We start from the raw sequence: 17,818 nt of genomic DNA, 5'->3' as shown, positions 1-17,818 counted from the left end.
CCCCCGAGCCCCGAACGGACCGACCCGATGACCACCGACACGCGCCCGGCCCTGGCGCTCACCGCCACCGCGCTCGCCGTCGTACTCACCCTCAGCGCCTGCTCCGACGCGTCCGAAACCGAGGACAGCGCCTTCACCTACGGCCTGCTCTACCCACAGACCGGATCCCTGGCCTTCCTCGGCCCGCCCCAGCTCTCCGCCGTCGAATACGCCATCTCCCAGATCAACGACGCCGGCGGCATCCTCGGCGAACAGGTACCACCACCCGTCCAAGCCGACGAGGCCGGCGACAACGCCCAGGCCAACGAAGCCGCCAACGCCCTCGTCAACGACAACGTCAACGCCGTCATCGGCGCCGCCGCCTCCGCCATGACCCAGGCCACCTACGACACCATCACCGGCGCCGAGATCGTCCAGTGCTCGGGCTCCAACACCGCCCCCGAACTCTCCGAGATCGACGACGACGGCTACTTCTTCCGCACCGCCCCCAGCGACCTCATGGCGGGCCCCGTCCTCGCCCAACAGATCGTCGAGGACGGCCACACCTCCGCCGCCATCGTCGCCCGCGCCGACGACTACGGCACCGGCTACCTCACGGCCGTCGAGAACGAACTGAACTCCCTCGGCGTCGACGTCCTCGTCAGCGAGACCTACGACCCCGACAGCACCAACTTCGGCGCCGTCATCGACGGGGTCTTCCGAGCCGACGCCGACGCCATCGCCCTCATCTCCTTCGAAGAGGGCACACAGCTCATGGCCGCCCTCATCGAAAGCCAGGTCCGCAGTACCTTCTACCTCACCGACGGCCTCAACGACCCCGGCCTGGCAGAAACCGTCGCGGACAACCGGCCCGAGACCGTCGTCGGCACCACCGGGGTCGCCCCCAGCGCCGACAACCCCGGGTTCAACGAAGGGCTGCGCGAATTCGACCCCGAACTCTCAGCCTTCCAGTTCGCGCCCCAGATCTTCGACTGCGTCACCGCCATCGCCCTGGCCGCCGAATCCGCCGAGTCGCCGGACCCGACCGTCTACGTCGAACACCTGCCCGAGATCAGCCGCCCCGAAGGCACCGAATGCAACTCCTTCGAGGAATGCCGCGACCTCCTCGACCAGGGCGAGAGCATCGACTACCAGGGCACCAGCGGAAACATCGACTTCGATGACAACGGCGACCCCACCTCCGCCACCTTCGAGCTCTTCCACTTCGGAGACGACGGCTACGAGATCCTCGGCTACACCGAATACTCACCCCAGGGCTGACCCCTCACACCACGAACACGACGGAGGGGGTGGGACCGCGCGGTCCCACCCCCTCTTCGCCCGGGCCCCAAGACCCGACATTCACGCCTTCGCGAGCGTCCCCAGGTACAACTCGACCACGTTCGAATCGTTCAACAGGTCCCGACCCGTACCCGTGTACGCGTTCCGGCCCTGGTCCAACACGTACCCGCGGTCACAGATCTGCAGACAACGCCGCGCGTTCTGCTCCACCATGACCACCGAGACACCCGTGGAGTTGACCTCCTTGACCCGCTGGAAGACCTCCTCCTGGTAGATCGGCGACAACCCCGCGGTCGGCTCGTCCAACAGCAGCACCGACGGGTCCATCATCAAGGCCCGCCCCATAGCCACCATCTGGCGCTCACCGCCCGACAGCGAACCCGCCTTGGCCCGGCGCCGCTTCCCCAACAACGGGAACAGATCCGAGACCACAGCGAACCGCTCGGCGAACGACTTCGGCCGAAGGAACGCCCCCATCTGGAGGTTCTCCTCGATCGTCAGGGAAGGGAACACGTTCCGCGTCTGCGGCACGTACCCCACACCACGCTCCACCAGACCGTGCGCCGGCAGACCCGCGATACTCGAACCCCGCAACGTCAAGGAACCCTCCCGCACCGGGATCAGTCCGAAGATCGTCTTGATCAACGTCGACTTGCCCGCGCCGTTCGGACCGATGATCGCCACGACCTCGCCCTCGGACAGGGTCAGGGTGCACCCGTTCAGGATGTTCACCCCCGGCACGTAACCGGCCACCATGTCCTGGGCCAACAGCAGATGGTCCTCCGGGCCACCCACCTCCAAGGCCGCGCCCGCGTGCTCCAGGACCTCCTCACGATGCTCCTGGACCGCGGCGGCCTCCTCGACCTCCACCGGAACCTCCTCCGGCTCAGGGCGCGACCCGCCGTTCCCCTCACTCATCGCCACTCTCCCCGGACTCACCCTCGACCTCCTGGGCTCCCAGGTAGGCGTCGATCACCTGCTGGTCGGACCGGATGTCCGAGGGACGACCCTCCGCGATCACCCCGCCCTGCGCCAACACCACGATCCAGTCGCTGATGCCCATGATCACGTCCATGTCGTGCTCGACGAACAGGACCGTCTTGCCCTCGTCCCGCAACGACGTGATGTGCTGCAACAGCGACTGCACCAGAGCGGGGTTCACACCCGCCATCGGCTCGTCCAACATGATCATGCTCGGATCGGTCATCAACGCGCGCGCCATCTCCAACAGCTTGCGCTGACCACCCGACAACGAACCCGCCATGTCCTGACGCTTGTCGACGAGCTTGAAGCGCTCCAACAACTCCATGGCGCGCTCGGTGTTGGCCTGCTCCTGCGAACGCCACATCGGCCGCAGGAACGCGCCGACCATCCGCTCGCCCAACTGGCCCTGAGCACCCAACAACATGTTGTCGAGCACCGTCATGCGGGTCAGGGCCTTGGTCAACTGGAACGTCCGTACCATCCCGGCCCGCGCCACCTGGTGGCCACGACGACCGTTGATCGGCCTTCCCTCGAACGTCCAGCGGCCCTTGTCCACCCGGTCGAACCCGGTCAACAGGTTGAAGAACGTCGACTTGCCCGCACCGTTCGGACCGATCAGCGCCGTGATCGTCCCCCGCTGTACCTCCAAGTGGTTCACGTCCACCGCGGTCAGACCACCGAAGGAACGCTTCACGCTGTCGGCCACCAGGATCGGATCCGACTTCGGCGACCCGGGCTCGGCCACCGCGTCCGCCATCCGGTCGACCTCGACCGCCGCGGAGGTGTCCACCTCATCACTTGACATTGATCAGCATCTCCTTGCGGTCACCGATGAGGCCCTGCGGCCGGAAGACGATCAGCAGCACCAGCAACAGCCCCACGAAGGCCAGCTGGATCGCGCCATAGTCGGGTCCCTCCAGGAAGGGCAACAACCCCTCACGGCCAAGGCCCTTCAAGAACCCGTCCGTGAAGTTCATCAGGAACCAGAACGCCATCGAACCGATGATCGGACCGAACACACGGCCCGCACCGCCCAACAGCAGGATCACCCACAGGAAGAAGGTCACCTGCGGCTTGAACTGGTCCGGCTGGATCGCCCCCTGGTGCACCGCGAGCATCGCGCCCGCCAACGCACCGATCAGACCACCCAGCACCAACGCCTGCATCTTGTAGGCGAACACGTTCTTGCCGAGGCTGCGCACCGCGTCCTCGTCCTCCCGAACGCCCTTGATCACCCGGCCCCAAGGGCTGTGGATCAACATCCACGTGAACACGGCGAACAGCGCCACCAAGCCCCACGTCACCGTCATCAACCACATCTGGTTGCCGGTGAACGTCATCGCCCCGAACCCGTAACGCCCACCCGCGTCGAACGGGTTCACCTCACGAAAGCCCGAGGACAGGTTCTGCAGACCATAGACACCGTTGGTCACCGGCTCGGCGAACCCCGCCCGGTACACCAGGCGCAGCACCTCCGCCGCCGCGATCGTCGTGATCGCCAGGTAGTCGGCCCGCAACCGCAGAGTCGGAATACCGAGCAGCAACGCCAACACCAGCGCGCAACCCAGACCCACGAGGAAACCGACCAGCACCGGCAGGTCGAACACCGCCACGCTGATTCCCACGCCATAGGCGCCCACCAGCATGAAGCCGACCTGACCGAAGTTCAGCAGACCCGTGTAACCGAAGTGCAGGTTCAACCCCACAGCGGCCAACGCGTAGATCGCCGCGACCGGACCGACCGCGGATCGAGCGGCCTCGGCGAGGATCATGAGAATATCCATCGTTACCTCTCCTAGCCGACCCGCTCACGCGAACCGAGCAGACCCTGGGGCCTGAGCAGCAGCATGAGGATCATCAGGGCCAGAGCCCACGCGTTCATGAGCTGTGCGGGGAACCACAGGGTGGACAACATCGCCACCAGACCGACGGCCAGACCGCCGACCATCGCTCCGTAGGCCGTGCCCAGACCACCGAGGATCACCGCGGCGAACATCAGCAGCAGCAGACGGAAGCCCATCTCGTAGTCCACGACCTGGTTCAGGCCGAAGAGCACACCGCCCAGCGAAGCCAGACCACCACCGAGCAACCACACGTACATCGTCACGCGGTCCACGTCGATACCCGACGACTCCGCCAGGTCCCGGTTGTCCGAGACCGCGCGCATCGCCTTGCCGATACGGGTGAACTGCAACAGGCACGCCACCAACACCAGGACCACGATGGCCACGGCGATGATCACCAGGTCGCGAGGCGGCATCGACACCGGACCCAGGTGCACCAACTCCTGCACCTGGAAACCCGCGTACCGCGTCCGGTTCGCGCCGAACAGCACCAGGAGCACGTGCCGCAGGACCAGCGCCACACCGATCGACACGATGAACATCTGGATCAGGGCCACGTTGCGCTTGCGCAACGGACGCCACAGGTAGCGCTCCATCGTGCCGCCCAGCACCGCGCCCATGACCACCGCGATCGCGGCCGCCGACCACAGCGGCACCTGCCACTCGACGGCGTCACCGAGCACACCCAACAGGGTCGCCAGGGCGATACCACCGAAGACCGCCGTCCACTGCAGAACGATCAACAGGGTCCGACCGAGCCTGTTCTCCATGAACGCGCCCAACAGGATCGCCACGCCCAGACCGGCGAAGATCGCCAACAGGGAGTTGCCCATCCCGGCCGCGCCGGTGCTGAAGAGGAGCGCCATCATCGCGCCGAAGGTGACCATGTCACCGTGCGAGAAGTTGATGATCTGCGTCGTCCCGAAGATCAACGACAGACCGATCGCGGAAACCGCGATGACCAGGCCGAAGAGAAGACCGGCCGCGGTCAGCTGGGCGAACCGATCACCGAAGCCACCACTGACCCCCTCGACCTCCAGGGCCTCGTCGTCGGCGGCGGCCTCCTCGTCCTCCTCCGCGGCGCCGTCACCCTCCGCGGGGCTCTCCGATTCCTCCGGCTCCTCCGCGGCCGTACCGGCCTCGTCCAAGGCGACGATCAACGGTCGCCGCTCGTCGGCCTCGACCGTCACCTCGGCCTCACCGCCGACGAGGAGAACCGTCTCGCGGACCTCGTACTCGCTGGGGATGGACTCCTGATCCACCACTGCGCGGTAGTCGCCCGGTCCGGGCAACACCACTTCCCAATTTCCATCAGAGTCGGTCGCCGCCGCTTCGATCTCGTCATCACCCTCGAAGACCGTGATCTCGATGCCTTCCACACCGAGATCCCGATCATCGGGCTGAGTGATCTGACCGTGCAGCGCCTCACCGCCCTGTTCGTCTGCCGTCGCCGCCGCCCCGGGAATCACCAGGAATGCGGTGATCAGGGCGAGCAACACGGTCACGAGACGTGTGCGCACGCGCGCTCCTTGCGCATCTGAGGTCACGTGACGCCCGGATGTGAGCATTCGGGCACCACTGTCCTTTAGCTGTTCGGTGCGCCGAGTTTAGCCCGATTTAGGCTGGTCATTCAGCGCAGCTAAAGTCACGTGACACAACCGTCACCCCATTGTGCGCAACCGAGACCAAACCGGTATCGGATGCGAGTTGAATCTGTACAGACGTCCAGGTTTTCCGCCCGCGCCCCAGCCGATCTTTCATTTGGTCCTACCTGTAGTGACCGGATGACCACACTTGAGACCCGATTCCAGACACAACAAAGGGGCCGCACCCTTGGGCGCGACCCCTTACGTAGAGTGTTCAGTTCTCCTAAGTAGGAAAGATCAGCCCTGCTGTCCACCGAGGGTCTCGACCACGGTCTCGGCGACCTTGCGCATGGTCAAACGACGGTCCATCGAGTTCTTCTGGATCCAGCGGAACGCCTCCGGCTCACTCATACCGTGCCGGCTCTGGAGCAGCCCCTTGGCCTGCTCCACCAGCTTGCGCGTCTCCAACCGGTCCTGGAGGTCACCGACCTCCGCCTCCAACGCCGCCAGCTCGGCGTACCGGGAGGTCGCCATCTCGATCGCCGGCACCAGGTCCGACTTGCTGAAGGGCTTGACCAGGTAGGCCATGGCACCGGCCTCACGGGCCCGCTCGACCAACTCCCTCTGGGAGAAGGCGGTCAAGATCACCACGGGGGCGATGCGCTCCGCCGCGATCCGCTCGGCGGCCGTGAGGCCGTCGAGCACCGGCATCTTGATGTCGGTGATCACCAGATCGGGTTCGAGCTCCCGGGCAAGCCGGATGGCGGCCTCACCGTCACCGGCCTCACCCACGACGGCATAGCCGTCCTCTTCGAGCATCTCCTTGAGATCCAGGCGGATCAGGGCCTCGTCTTCCGCGATCACCACACGGCTCTGCGTCCTCGTCACGTACACGAGGTTACAGAGATCCGCTAGTATGCTGTGCGTCGGCCCCGGCAATGCCGGTCAATCGTGACACCACTGTTGACCGAACATCGTCGAACCGACTATTGAAGGCCCCGGAAAATCACTTGACAAAGTGGGCCTGTCCTGGTAGCCCAACGGCAGAGGCAATGGTCTCAAACACCATCCAGTGTGGGTTCGAATCCCACCCAGGACACTAAAGCCATCCAATCGGATGGCTTTCTTACTGCTCGGGGCCACGCGACCCGAGGATGTCCGAAGCGTGAGCGAACATGCACTCCATGTACTCACCACATGTCAGGCGTCAGGCCACCTCCCTTCTCGATTCGGGCATCTCCTACTCGGAGGTCGCTCAGCGCACCGGGATCGACCGGTCCACCCTTCGCACCTGGATGACGGACCGGTCCCTGGTGGAGAAGTACCAGGGAACCGACCTGTGTCCGCGCTGTGAGCCCATCCCCCGACCTCCCGCCGATGGTCGTTCCTACGCCTACCTCCTGGGCCTCTACCTCGGCGACGGCTGTATCACCCCGGCCGGCGACCCCGCCAAGCGTGTCTGGCGCCTTCGGATCATGTGCGGTGACGACTGGCCGGGGCTCATCGACGAGTGTGTCCTGGCCATGTCCTCGATCCGTCCCGACCACAAGGTGTCCCTGGTCCCCTCCCGGGGCTGCACCGAGGTGCACGGCGACTGGAAGCACTGGCCGTGCGTCTTCCCCCAACACGGCCCCGGCAAGAAGCACGACCGGCGCATCCTCCTGGAGAAATGGCAGTGGGAGATCGTGGACGCGGAGCCGGAGGCCCTTGTTCGCGGGTTGATCCACTCCGACGGATGTCGACTCATCAACCGGATACGCAGGAGGTCTTCGGACGGCGAGACGAAGTCCTACGAATATCCCCGCTACCAGTTCACCAACGTCTCGACGGACATCACCGGTTTACTCACCACCACCCTCGATCGACTGGGCGTGACGTGGAGGGCACAGGTGCGAAAGCCCTCCGATCCTCGACGCAGGAACATGCACGTCATCTCGGTATCGCGCAGGGACGCGGTGGCCAGGATGGACGCCTTCGTGGGCCCCAAGTACTGAGTGCCGGGGCATGGGAAGGGCCGTTCCGGTGGGCCGGCGCCTACCGGAACGGCCCCGGTGCCCCGAAGGGCGAATGGTGCCCGAAGCATGATGGGGATACCCGCCTCGGGCACTCGCGGCGTGCGACCAGAAAGGGGGACATCCGGGCACAACCGACTCAGAAACCCCCTTAGGAGGAGGGTAGGGGGTTCCTTCACCCCCATTTTTATCGGATCCGGGACACCCACGCGGGAAGAACAAGATTTCCGAGGGATTTTCGTTGCGACCCGGTCTCTGCGGGGCGCCGGCCTTGGCTCCGGGACACCGACGGACCGAGGCACCAAGGGAAAGGGAAGTGGCCGTCCCGGTGGGGGCACCGGCCGGGACGGCCCTGTGGCGGCGCGAATCGCGATGGGGTCGAGTTCCGCGCCACGTGTGACCGAGCCTTGGGGAGGGGGTCCCGTGGGCTCGGTCCAGGAGCCACCCTCAGGAGGAGATGAGGGGGTTCCTTCACCAACATTCTTATGGGATCGGAGGCCCTCGTGTGGGGGAAACAGGGATTCTGTGTGATGCGGGTTTTGAATCGGCGCCGGTAACCGCCCGGAACGCCCCGACTTGTGATGCGTTCAGGTGGAGCGCAGGTGGTCACGGAGGGCGCGGGCGACGCGGCCCATGAGGGCTTCGGCCTCGGGTTGGTGGCGGGCGGGGACCTGTGACGCGGTGAGGGCCGCGATGGCGTAGGCCTCGCCGTTGGTGTGTTCGACGACGCCGACCTCGTGGCGGTGGTTGAGGACGGTGCCGGTCTTGGACGCCCAGGTGGTGGCGTCGCTGGTGAAGTCGGGGGCGAGGCGGTGGCGGATCATGTTGTCGGCCATGAGCGCGCGGACGCGGTGGGCGACGTCGGGGTGGATGTGGGTGGGCCGCCAGAGGGCGTGGAGCAGGTCGACGTGGGCGCGGGCGGAGCCGGAGTTGGCGAGGGTGACGTCGAGTTGGGGGATGTGGTGACCGCGTCCGTCGGTGCCGGCCTGGATGGCGAGGGTGTGGGCGAGGTGGGTCTCGTCGGGGGCCAGGCGTTCGGCGGGTGTGGCGTTGAGGGTGCCGATGCCGTGGCGGACGGTGATGCCCTGGATCCGGTGGTCGTGGAGGATGCGGTTGACGTGGGTGGGCGGGGTGAGGCCGAAGAGTGCGTCGGCGGCGATGTTGTCGCTGAGGCAGGTGCTGAGGTGGAGGAGGTCGTCGATGGCGATGGTGACGGGGTGGCGGAATTTGCTGATGCCGAAGGGGCCGGTGCCTGGTGGTCCGGTGTCGATGTGGGTGGGGGTGAGGTGGACGGGGGTGGCGCCGTCGAGTTCGCCTTGGTGGATGCGGTGGAGGGTGGCCAGCGCGAGGGGGACTTTGACGAGGGACGCGGTGGCGTATTCGGTGTCGGGTTCGATGCCGATCTCGTGACCGGTGCGGAGGTCGCGGACGAGGAAGGAGCCGTGGAGTCCGGCTTCGTGGAGTTCGGCGCGCAGGCGGTGGGTGATCACGGGTGGGTGGCTCCGAGGCAGCGGGCGACGTGTGCGTGCAGGTGGGTGCGGAGGGTTTCGGCTTGTTCTCCGGTGGCGGTGTGGTCGCGGGTGGGGTGGATCTCTCCGATGGGACGCCAGTGGAGGTCGAGTCGTTCGGCCTGGTTCGGGGTGCAGAGGAGGAGGTCGTGGGTGGTGAGGACTTCGGCGGTGGCGGTGGTGAGGCTGGTGGCGACGGTGATCTGGGTGGGGTGGAGTCCCAGGGCGTGGCCGGTGCGGGTGAGGGGGTCGCGGATGTGGGGTGTGTCGTCCTCGGGTTGGATCCAGACGCGTCGGCGTGGGGTGGTGTGGGCGCGTCCGGCCCGGAGGGTTTCGAGGTAGTGGGTGTGCGCGGTGGGCGGGTGGTGGGTGGCCAGGCCCAGGGGCGCGGTCCAGGTGGCCTGGTCGGGTGCGACGGCGGTGAGGGCGGCGCGGACCTGGTGGGTGTGCAGGAGGTGGGTGCGTTGTGCGGGTGGTGCGGGGTGGGGGTCGAGGTTGAGGTCGTGGTGGCGGGCTCGGGCGGTGAGGTGGGCGAGGTCGTGGGTGGTGCAGGTGGTGGGGACGGCGATGCGGAGTGGGGTGAGGCGGGCGGTGGCGGCGTCGTGTTCGAGGGTGTGGGCGAGGTCGACGAGGCGTCGGGCGGTGGGGAGGACGGCGTGGCCGAACTGGGTGAGGGTGGGGTGTCGTCCGGTGCGGTCGAAGAGGGGTGCGCCGAGGTGTTTTTCGAGGGCGGCGATGCGTCGGCTGGCGACGGGTTGGGGGATGTGGGCGGCCGCGGCTCCGTGGGTGAAGCTGCCTCTGTCGCTGACGTGGACGAAGGCGTTGCAGGCTCCTACGAGGTCCATGGCCTGAGGTTATGCGCTTCTGGCATGGGATTGGTCGTTTTCGTCTTGGACAACATGGGTGGGGGCCGGTGAGACTGCGGGTGCGGGCCGGTCCTGGTTCGTGTTCGTCCAGTGTTGGGGGTTTTCGATGGGGGTCGTGATGTCGGGGTCCAGGGTGTCGGGGTTCGGGGTGCGCGGGTTCGTGGCGGCGGCGTTGTTGGTGCCGTTGGTGGGTTGTGGGGCCTCGGACGGCGCGGTGGGTCCTTCGGGAGCGGCTTCGCTGTCGGCGGCGGAGTCCGCGGGTGTGGTGGCGGACGTGTCGGCGGAGTTCGAGGCGTTGGAGGAGGAGTTCGACGCGCGGTTGGGGGTGTACGCGGTGGACACCGGCTCGGGGGACACGGTGGCGTTCCAGGAGGAGGATCGGTTCGCGTTCGCGTCGACGTTCAAGGCGTTGTTGGCGGGGGTGGTTCTTTCGGAGAACTCGTTGTCGGAGATGGAGCGGGTGGTGACCTTCGACGAAGGGGTCCTGGTGCCGCACTCCCCCGTGGTGGAGGAGAACCTGGATTCGGGGATGTCGTTGTTGGAGTTGTGCGACGCGGCGGTGCGCTACAGCGACAACGCGGCGGCGAATCTGTTGTTGGACGAGATCGGCGGCCCTGCGGGTTTCACCGAGGCGTTGGGCGGGTCGACCGGTGACGAGGTGACGAATCTGACCCGGTACGAGGTGGAGTTGAACGAGGCCACGCCGGGTGAGGAACGGGACACGAGTTCGGCGCGGGCCATGACCGAGAGCCTGGAGGCGTTCACGTTGGGGGACGTGTTGCCCAAGGATCGGCGTGAGGTCCTGGTGGACCTGTTGGTGCGCAACACCACGGGGGACGACCTGATCCGGGCGGGGGTTCCGGAGGGTTGGGTCGTGGGCGACAAGACCGGCAGCGGTGGTTACGGGACGCGTAACGACATCGGCGTGCTGTGGCCGCAGGAGGGTGACCCGATCGTGCTGGCGGTGTTGTCGAGTCGGGACGTCGAGGACGCGGAGTCCGACGACGCTTTGATCGCGCAGGCCTCCGAAGTAGTGGTGGACGCGCTGGGCTGACCTGCGTCCCGGGTGGTTTTTCGGGGGTTCTGGCCTTTGTGGGACAGACTGGCCAGAACCTCCGTAACTACCCGACCATTTCGACCTCAAATAGGTCTTTTGTCACTTTATGAAGGCGCAAGCACGCTGAACCGGTCACATCACGGCCACAACCTGAGCACAACCCGTGGGTTCGGTCGCGGTGGAGCTCCGCCGTCCCTGATCCTTGATGTCGTGTGGCCCTGCCCGAAGGGGCTTGGTGCGAGGAGAGGGGCATCGGGTGTTGACCGCGTTGGCCGGGGTGATCGGCGCGCTGGTGATCGGGGCCTGGGTCGTGGTGGCCTGGGGTTCCCGCCGTCGTCAGCCGTGGTTGTGGACCCCGGTGGCGTTGCTCGCGGTCGTGCTGGTGGCCCTGGACCTTCCCGGCTGGTCGTTCGTACCGATGCTCGCGCTGGCCACCGGCTCCTTCGCCGAATTGGTGGTGGGCTCGCGTGAACAACCGACGATCCGGACCAAGTCACCCGACGCCCCGTTGAGCACCGAACGATGGGCCGCGGCGGTCGCGGCGCCGTTCCGGGTGGCGTTGGCCGAACCCTGGGACGTGGTGGCCCGACCCAGCCTGCGACGTCGCTACCGGCGGATGTTGGGGCAGCAGTGGTCTGTGGTGGATCGAGAGTCCTTGTTGACCACGGTCGAGCGGCTGCTGGAGGAGTTGCACTCCGGCCCGAGTCTGGACCTGGCGGTGGACCTACGGTCGGGGATCGCGCGTTCGCGTCTGCCCGACGGCGGTGAGGACACCGGCGCGATGGTGCGGTTGTCCGACGAACAGGTGACGCGGTTGCGGTCGGTCACCGGGGTCGCCGAGGGCGACGAGACGGTGATGATCGGCGCCTACCAGTGGTGGAAGTCGGTGCACGTCATCCGGCTGGTGTGCGGTGGGGCGTCGCTGGACTGGTTGAGCCCGGTGGAGACGCAGACCCTCCTGCGGCGGGTGGCCTCGGACCTGCAGCGGCGGTACTCGTCGTGGGGACAGCTGTCGTCGGCCTTCCACGCGGGTTACCTGCTGTGGCCGGACAAGGGCGTGGGCGGCGACCACGGGGACGAGGACCGGCTGTGGGTGGCATTGGGTCTGTTGGACGACGACTCGGGCAGCCCGTGGAACCTGTTGCCGTGGGACATGCCGTTGGAGCGGGTTCCGTTCGAAGGTGCTTCCTCGAACCAGGACTGAACCGAAGCCGACCCGTCCGGTCCCCGCCGCACCGGTCGGCCCGGAACGCTCCGGCGTGGCTCATCGCGCCGGGCTCCGGGCCGGACCTGATGCGGCCCGTGGGTTCGGGCGCCGTGGGCGCCCCGCGTCAGTTGTTGTTCAGGGCGACGGCGTCGCCGATGCGGTGAACGCGCAGGAAGTTGGTGGAACCCGTGGTTCCGGGCGGGCTGCCCGCGACGATGACGACCTTGTCGCCCTTGTGGTAGTCGCCGAGCCGTAGGAGCTCGCTCTCGACCTGGCGGACCATGTCGTCGGTGTTGTCGACCCAGGGCACCAGGTTGCTCTCGACTCCCCAGCTGAGGGAGAGGTGGCCGCGTGTGCTCTCCTCGGTGGTGAAGGCCAGCAGCGGGATGGGCGAGCGGTAGCGGGCCAGGCGCCGGGCCGTCTCACCGGACATGGTGAAGGCGACCAGGGCCTTGGCGCCGACGGTCGCGCCGATCTCGGCGGCGGCACGGGCGATGGCGCCACCCGTGGTCTCGGGCACCCGGTTGAGGATGTGCGAGGCCCGCAGGGACTCCTGCTCGGCCGCCCCCACGATGCGCGCCATGGTCTCGACGGTCTCGATGGGGTACTGGCCGACGCTGGTCTCGCCGGAGAGCATGACGGCGTCGGCTCCGTCGAGGACGGCGTTGGCGACGTCGGAGGCCTCGGCGCGGGTGGGCCGGGGCGCACTGATCATGGATTCGAGCATCTGGGTGGCGACGATGACCGGCTTGGCCTTGTCGCGACAGCGTTCCACGGCGCGCTTTTGCACCATGGGGACGTTCTCGAGGGGCAGTTCGACGCCGAGGTCGCCGCGGGCGACCATGACTCCGTCGAAGACCTCGATGATGTCCTGGAGGCGCTCGACCGCCTGTGGCTTCTCGATCTTGGCGATGAGGGGGACGGTGAGGCCCTCTTCGTCCATGATGCGGTGGCACTCCTCTGCGTCCGCGGGACTGCGGACGAAGGAGAGGGCGACCATGTCGACGTTGTGTCGCAGGGCCCAGCGCAGGTCGTCCTCGTCCTTTTGGGTGAGGGCGGGGACGCTGACGGAGACTCCGGGGAGGTTGAGTCCCTTGTGGTTGGAGACGGTGCCGCCGAAGATGACGCGGGTCTGTACGTCGGTGCTGGTGGTCTTGGTGCATTCCAGCACGACGCGGCCGTCGTCGATGAGGACGCGGTCGCCGGGGCGAACGTCGCCGGGAAGTCCCTTGTAGGTGGTGGAGACCCTGTTCCGGTCTCCGGGGACGTCCTCGATGGTGATGGTGAACTCGTCACCGGCCTCGAGTTCGACGGGCCCGTCGGGGAAGGTACCGACGCGGATCTTGGGCCCTTGGAGGTCGGCGAGGACGCCGACCGCGCGGTTGGCGTCCTGTGCGGCCTGCCTGAGGTTGGTCAGGCTCGCGTAGTGGTCGTCATGGGTTCCGTGGCTGAGGTTGAGGCGAGCGACGTCCAGGCCCGCGTCCACGAGTTGCCGGAGGGTCTCCGGGCTCGAGGTGGCGGGGCCAAGGGTCGCAACGATCTTTGCTCGACGTGTCACATGTATCACTTTAGAGCGTCTGGGGGATGGAGTGGTCTAAACCAGGTTGCGAACGGACGTATGCGAGGTGGAGTGGGAGCGAATTCGGTCACCCTCGGTGACCGTTTTCGTGGGGTGTTCGGATGGTCGGGGGTGAAGTCGGCGGGCCGGCGCAGGTTTCTCCGGGTCGTTATTCTGTGGGCGTTTCGCCGTCGGTGGAGGGTGGGGCCGGTTGTTCGAGCGTGGCGAGGTGGTGGCGGCTCTGGCGGATGAGGTGGCGGCCTTGGAGGAGGTGCTGCTGGGGCTGTCGGAGGCGGATGTGGTGAAACAGACACGGTGCGTGCCGTGGGACGTGGCGGCGTTGTCGGTGCACACGGTGGGTTCGTTGCATCAGGTGTCGGTGGCGTTGGACGGGGGCCCGGCGGATCCGGCCGCCGCTCTGGTGTCGGCGGCGGGGTACTACTCGCCGCGAGTGCGTTTGTCACCGGAGGTGGACCGGGCCCGGGTCGACGGTGCCTTGGAGCGGGCCGAGCGTCGGTCGGACGCGGCCGAGCCGGGGCGGGTGTTGGGCGGGATCCAGGCGGAGTTGTGGCCGCGCCTGGCGCGGGTGCCAAAGGATCGCACGTTGGTGACCCGGCATGGTGATTCGATGTCGGTCACGGAGTATCTCGTGACCCGGGTGGTGGAGTCACTGCTGCACGGGTTGGACATCGCGGACGCGTTGGGCCGTGAGCCGTGGGCGGGCGACCGGGCCTTGGACCTGGTGGGCGAGGTGTTGTTCGGCGGGGCCGACCCCGAGGCGTTGGAGAGGATCCTGCCGGGAGCGCGTGGTGCGAACGCCCTGGATGCGGTGCGTGTGGTGACGGGTCGTGCTCCGGCGCGGGTCGGGCGCGTGGTGTTGGCGGGCGCGGGGGTGCGGGTCCTGGCGTTGGGGTGAGGCCATGCGATCGCGTGGCGCCCCGCCTGCGATACGGGGCGCCACGTGTGCGGGCCCTCAGAGGGACCGGCGTGGGCGGGGCAGGTCGGGTACCAGGCGACCGTAGGCGCGCAGGATGCGCAGGCGTTGGATGGTGCGCATGCCTTGGCGTTCGCGGGTGGCGGTGGCGTCCCAGTGGTCCCAGCAGGCGTCCCAACCGCCGTCGGGGCGTTGCTCTGCTTCGAAGGCTTCGAGGTTGCGGGTGATCTCGGCGTCGGTGAAGAGCGGTCGGGCGATGTGAGCGGGGTGGCAGGCCAGGTCGAGTGGCGTGTGCACGTGGCCGGTGGCCCTCGGACGGACCTCGATGACGGCGCGGATCTTGGTGGCCAGGTGGTTCATGGTGGCCACGGCACGGGGCCGGTCGGGCACGTACTGAAGGAAGGTGCAGATACCGATGGCCTCGTGCGGGTCGGTCCAGTGGAGCCCGTCGATGGTCTTCCAGCAGTAGGCCGTGGCCCGGTCGCGCCATGGGTGGGCGACGTTGTTCTTGTGGAGCAGCCCGATGATCATCGCGGTGACGTCGAGGCGGCTGGAGAAGTCGCGGGTCTGCCGGTACCAGGGAGCGGCTTCGGTGTGACGGACGGTGGGCAGAACGGCGGGTACGCCGCCGTCGTCGTTGGCGTTGCCGGCGAGGAAGAGGCAGATGCCCTGTCCGACGTCCTCTGAGATGGCACCGAGTTCGTCGAGGTAGCGCAGGGCCATCTCGGTGGCGACGGGTTGGCTGCCGTGTCCTCGAAGATCCGGGTCGAGGCCGTTGCCGTAGCCGCCGTCGAGGTTTCGGTGGGCGGCCAGTGCCGCGTATACGGGTTGTGCGGACGCTGACTGGAAGTGGAAGGCGAAGCGGTGCCGGTCGATGAGCCGGGCGCTGCGCATGATGAAGTGGTCGGCTGCGCGGTAGGAGCCCCAGGTCATAACGGTCATGTCTCGACCGTAGACCCGTGTGACCTGCGGGTGAAGGACGTGCGTGGGATCCATTCGCGATCTTTACGCCGGGTCCTCGGAGGAGGTGCGTCGGCGGCGTAGGTGCAGGAGGAGGCATCCGGCCCAGGAGACGGCGACGCTGAGGGCGACGAGGAGTTGGGCGGTGAGGAGGTGTTCGGTCGGGTAGATGACGCCGGTGAGGTAGTGCTCGATGAACCCTTCGGAGGACAGGCCCGCCTGGCCGGCCCGTTCGCGTCCCCAGTTCTCGATCCGTGTGAGGGGGCAGGCCCAACCGATGACGGTGACGCCGAGGCCGTAGAGGGCGCAGGCCAGGTGGGGCCAGAAGGCGCGGGGCCACTTCCAGGCGAGGAATCCGCCGACGGCGACGTAGACGAGGAAGGCCATGTGCAGGACCATGGCGCCTTCACCGATCAGTCGGTAGATCATGAAGTGAGCCTAGTGCCGCGTCGGCCAAGGTTCACCCCGTCGCGGCACTAGGACGCCCGTCGGGCACGGGGTGGTCCCCCGCGCCCGACATGTGCGCTCTGTTCCTTCGGTGTCCTACACGAGTGGGCGCTCGGTGGGCGCGATGGCGACCGGCAGGGCGCTTTCCTCGGTGAGGTGGCGGTCCACTCCGGCGGCGGCGGAGCGACCCTCGGCGATGGCCCACACGATGAGGGACTGTCCACGGCCCATGTCGCCCGCGCAGAAGACGCCGTCGACGGTGGTCCTGTAGTCGCTGTCACGGGCGACGTTGCCGCGGCCGTCGAGTTCGACGCCCAGCTCCTCGATCATGCCCTCCTTCTCCGGGCCGACGAAGCCCATGGCCAGGGTGACCAGGTCCGCTGGGAGCTCGCGTTCGGTGCCCTCCACGGGTTCGAAGCCGTTCGGGCCGCGTTCGACGTCGACGAGCCGCAGGGCGCGGACGTGCCCGTTCTCGTCGCCGAGGAACTCCAGGGTGTTGACGGAGTAGATCCGCTTGCCGCCCTCTTCGTGCGCGCTGGTGACCTTGTACAGCATGGGCATGGTGGGCCAGGGCTGGTGGTCGGGGCGCGTGGTCGGGGGCTTGGGCATGATCTCCAGCTGGGTGACCGACGCGGCTCCCTGGCGGTGGGCGGTGCCGACGCAGTCCGCGCCGGTGTCGCCGCCGCCGATGACGATGACGTGCTTGCCCTCGGCGTGGATGGGCGCGCGGTCCAGGTCGCCCTCCTGCACCTTGTTGGCCAGGGGCAGGTACTCCATGGCCTGGTGGACGCCGTCGAGTTCGCGGCCGGTGGCGGGCAGGTCGCGCCACCGGGTGGCGCCGCCGGTGAGGACGACGGCGTCGTTGTCGGTCTTGAGTCGTTCGACGGTGAGGTCGACGCCGATGTTCACGCCGGTGCGGAAGGTGGTGCCTTCGGCGGTCATCTGGGCGACGCGGCGGTCGATGTGCCGCTTCTCCATCTTGAACTCGGGGATGCCGTAGCGGAGCAGGCCGCCGACGCGGTCGGCCCGTTCGTAGACGGTGACGTCGTGTCCGGCGCGGGTGAGTTGCTGTGCGGCGGCCAGGCCCGCGGGGCCCGAGCCGACGATGGCGACCTTCTTGCCGGTGCGGTGGGTGGGCGGCAGGGGCTTGACCCAGCCTTCCTCCCACGCGCGGTCGATGATGGAGACCTCGATGTTCTTGATGGTGACGGCGGGCTGGTCGATACCGAGCACGCAGGCCGATTCACAGGGAGCGGGGCAAAGGCGTCCGGTGAACTCGGGGAAGTTGTTGGTGGCGTGGAGTCGTTCGATCGCCTCGGCCCAGTCGTGTGTGTGGACGAGGTTGTTCCACTCGGGGATGAGGTTTCCGAGTGGGCATCCGTTGTGGCAGAAGGGGATGCCGCAATCCATGCAGCGGGAGGCCTGCTTGGTGACGGTTCCCCGGTCGAAGTCCTCGTGGACCTCGCGCCAGTCCTGGATGCGCACGTCGACGGGCCGGTGCGCGGGGAGCTCTCGCTCGGTGATCTTCAGGAAACCCTTGGGGTCTGCCATGGTTCTTCCTCCTTTCGTGGACC

The 17,818-nt window shown here is 67.4% G+C and carries 16 protein-coding genes and 1 tRNA gene; 6 read left to right on the top strand and 11 right to left on the bottom strand.

Annotation, left to right across the window (positions count from 1 at the left end):
• Positions 1-27: 27 nt before the first annotated feature.
• Complete coding sequence (locus NLI01S_RS10460; RefSeq protein ID WP_067603103.1) at positions 28-1,260, top strand: ABC transporter substrate-binding protein; 1,233 nt, start codon at positions 28-30, stop codon at positions 1,258-1,260.
• Between the two features lie 81 nt (positions 1,261-1,341).
• Here the strand turns inward: NLI01S_RS10460 and NLI01S_RS10455 are convergent, their stop codons facing one another.
• The 5 genes from NLI01S_RS10455 to NLI01S_RS10435 all read right to left on the bottom strand — a co-directional run bounded on the left by NLI01S_RS10455 (position 1,342) and on the right by NLI01S_RS10435 (position 6,562).
• On the bottom strand, positions 1,342-2,199 hold the full coding sequence (locus NLI01S_RS10455; RefSeq protein WP_067603100.1) for an ABC transporter ATP-binding protein: 858 nt from the start codon (positions 2,197-2,199) through the stop codon (positions 1,342-1,344).
• Positions 2,192-3,070: an ABC transporter ATP-binding protein gene (locus tag NLI01S_RS10450; protein ID WP_067603015.1), complete on the bottom strand. Its 879-nt coding sequence runs from the start codon at positions 3,068-3,070 to the stop codon at positions 2,192-2,194. Before NLI01S_RS10450 ends, NLI01S_RS10455 begins: the two co-directional genes overlap by 8 nt.
• Entirely contained in the window at positions 3,060-4,049 is a 990-nt protein-coding gene (locus NLI01S_RS10445) for a branched-chain amino acid ABC transporter permease (RefSeq protein WP_067603013.1), read from the bottom strand. Before NLI01S_RS10445 ends, NLI01S_RS10450 begins: the two co-directional genes overlap by 11 nt.
• A gap of 11 nt (positions 4,050-4,060) precedes the next feature.
• Positions 4,061-5,629, bottom strand: coding sequence for a branched-chain amino acid ABC transporter permease (locus NLI01S_RS10440; RefSeq protein ID WP_067603010.1), 1,569 nt, complete (start codon positions 5,627-5,629; stop codon positions 4,061-4,063).
• A 363-nt stretch (positions 5,630-5,992) separates the two neighbouring features.
• Positions 5,993-6,562 (bottom strand): ANTAR domain-containing response regulator, encoded by a 570-nt coding sequence (locus tag NLI01S_RS10435; protein WP_067603002.1) that lies wholly within the window; start codon positions 6,560-6,562, stop codon positions 5,993-5,995.
• 159 nt (positions 6,563-6,721) lie between these two features.
• Between NLI01S_RS10435 and NLI01S_RS10430 the strand changes: the two genes are divergently transcribed.
• Both NLI01S_RS10430 and NLI01S_RS10425 read left to right on the top strand, forming a co-directional pair.
• Positions 6,722-6,794: transfer RNA gene (locus NLI01S_RS10430), tRNA-Leu, on the top strand.
• A gap of 85 nt (positions 6,795-6,879) precedes the next feature.
• Positions 6,880-7,689, top strand: coding sequence for a hypothetical protein (locus NLI01S_RS10425; protein ID WP_067603097.1), 810 nt, complete (start codon positions 6,880-6,882; stop codon positions 7,687-7,689).
• Between the two features lie 605 nt (positions 7,690-8,294).
• Here the strand turns inward: NLI01S_RS10425 and NLI01S_RS10420 are convergent.
• Complete coding sequence (locus tag NLI01S_RS10420) at positions 8,295-9,197, bottom strand: serine hydrolase (protein WP_067602999.1); 903 nt, start codon at positions 9,195-9,197, stop codon at positions 8,295-8,297.
• Complete coding sequence (locus NLI01S_RS10415) at positions 9,194-10,060, bottom strand: LysR family transcriptional regulator (protein ID WP_067602997.1); 867 nt, start codon at positions 10,058-10,060, stop codon at positions 9,194-9,196. Before NLI01S_RS10415 ends, NLI01S_RS10420 begins: the two co-directional genes overlap by 4 nt.
• 139 nt (positions 10,061-10,199) lie before the next feature.
• Between NLI01S_RS10415 and bla the strand changes: the two genes are divergently transcribed.
• On the top strand, positions 10,200-11,135 hold the full coding sequence (gene bla, locus NLI01S_RS10410) for a class A beta-lactamase (RefSeq protein ID WP_190318425.1): 936 nt from the start codon (positions 10,200-10,202) through the stop codon (positions 11,133-11,135).
• A gap of 259 nt (positions 11,136-11,394) precedes the next feature.
• On the top strand, positions 11,395-12,342 hold the full coding sequence (locus NLI01S_RS10405) for a DUF1266 domain-containing protein (RefSeq protein WP_067602993.1): 948 nt from the start codon (positions 11,395-11,397) through the stop codon (positions 12,340-12,342).
• A gap of 127 nt (positions 12,343-12,469) precedes the next feature.
• Here the strand turns inward: NLI01S_RS10405 and pyk are convergent, their stop codons facing one another.
• Positions 12,470-13,903 (bottom strand): pyruvate kinase, encoded by a 1,434-nt coding sequence (pyk, locus tag NLI01S_RS10400; protein ID WP_067602990.1) that lies wholly within the window; start codon positions 13,901-13,903, stop codon positions 12,470-12,472.
• A gap of 211 nt (positions 13,904-14,114) precedes the next feature.
• On the opposite strand from pyk, the gene NLI01S_RS10395 reads away from it, so the two are divergent.
• Entirely contained in the window at positions 14,115-14,819 is a 705-nt protein-coding gene (locus NLI01S_RS10395; protein ID WP_067602987.1) for a maleylpyruvate isomerase N-terminal domain-containing protein, read from the top strand.
• A gap of 57 nt (positions 14,820-14,876) precedes the next feature.
• Here the strand turns inward: NLI01S_RS10395 and NLI01S_RS10390 are convergent, their stop codons facing one another.
• From NLI01S_RS10390 to NLI01S_RS10380, 3 genes are all read right to left on the bottom strand, one after another.
• Positions 14,877-15,770, bottom strand: a complete 894-nt coding sequence (locus NLI01S_RS10390) for a prenyltransferase (RefSeq protein ID WP_067603091.1) — start codon at positions 15,768-15,770, stop codon at positions 14,877-14,879.
• Positions 15,771-15,842: 72 nt separating this feature from the next.
• Positions 15,843-16,226: a DUF2784 domain-containing protein gene (locus tag NLI01S_RS10385; protein WP_067602984.1), complete on the bottom strand. Its 384-nt coding sequence runs from the start codon at positions 16,224-16,226 to the stop codon at positions 15,843-15,845.
• A gap of 114 nt (positions 16,227-16,340) precedes the next feature.
• Positions 16,341-17,795: a glutamate synthase subunit beta gene (locus tag NLI01S_RS10380; protein WP_067602981.1), complete on the bottom strand. Its 1,455-nt coding sequence runs from the start codon at positions 17,793-17,795 to the stop codon at positions 16,341-16,343.
• Positions 17,796-17,818 lie beyond the last annotated feature (23 nt).

Origin of the sequence: Nocardiopsis listeri NBRC 13360, from assembly GCF_001570765.1 — a bacterium.
In the GTDB taxonomy this organism is placed as follows: Bacteria; Actinomycetota; Actinomycetes; order Streptosporangiales; family Streptosporangiaceae; genus Nocardiopsis; species Nocardiopsis listeri.
This window is presented reverse-complemented; position numbering and strand designations above follow the sequence as displayed.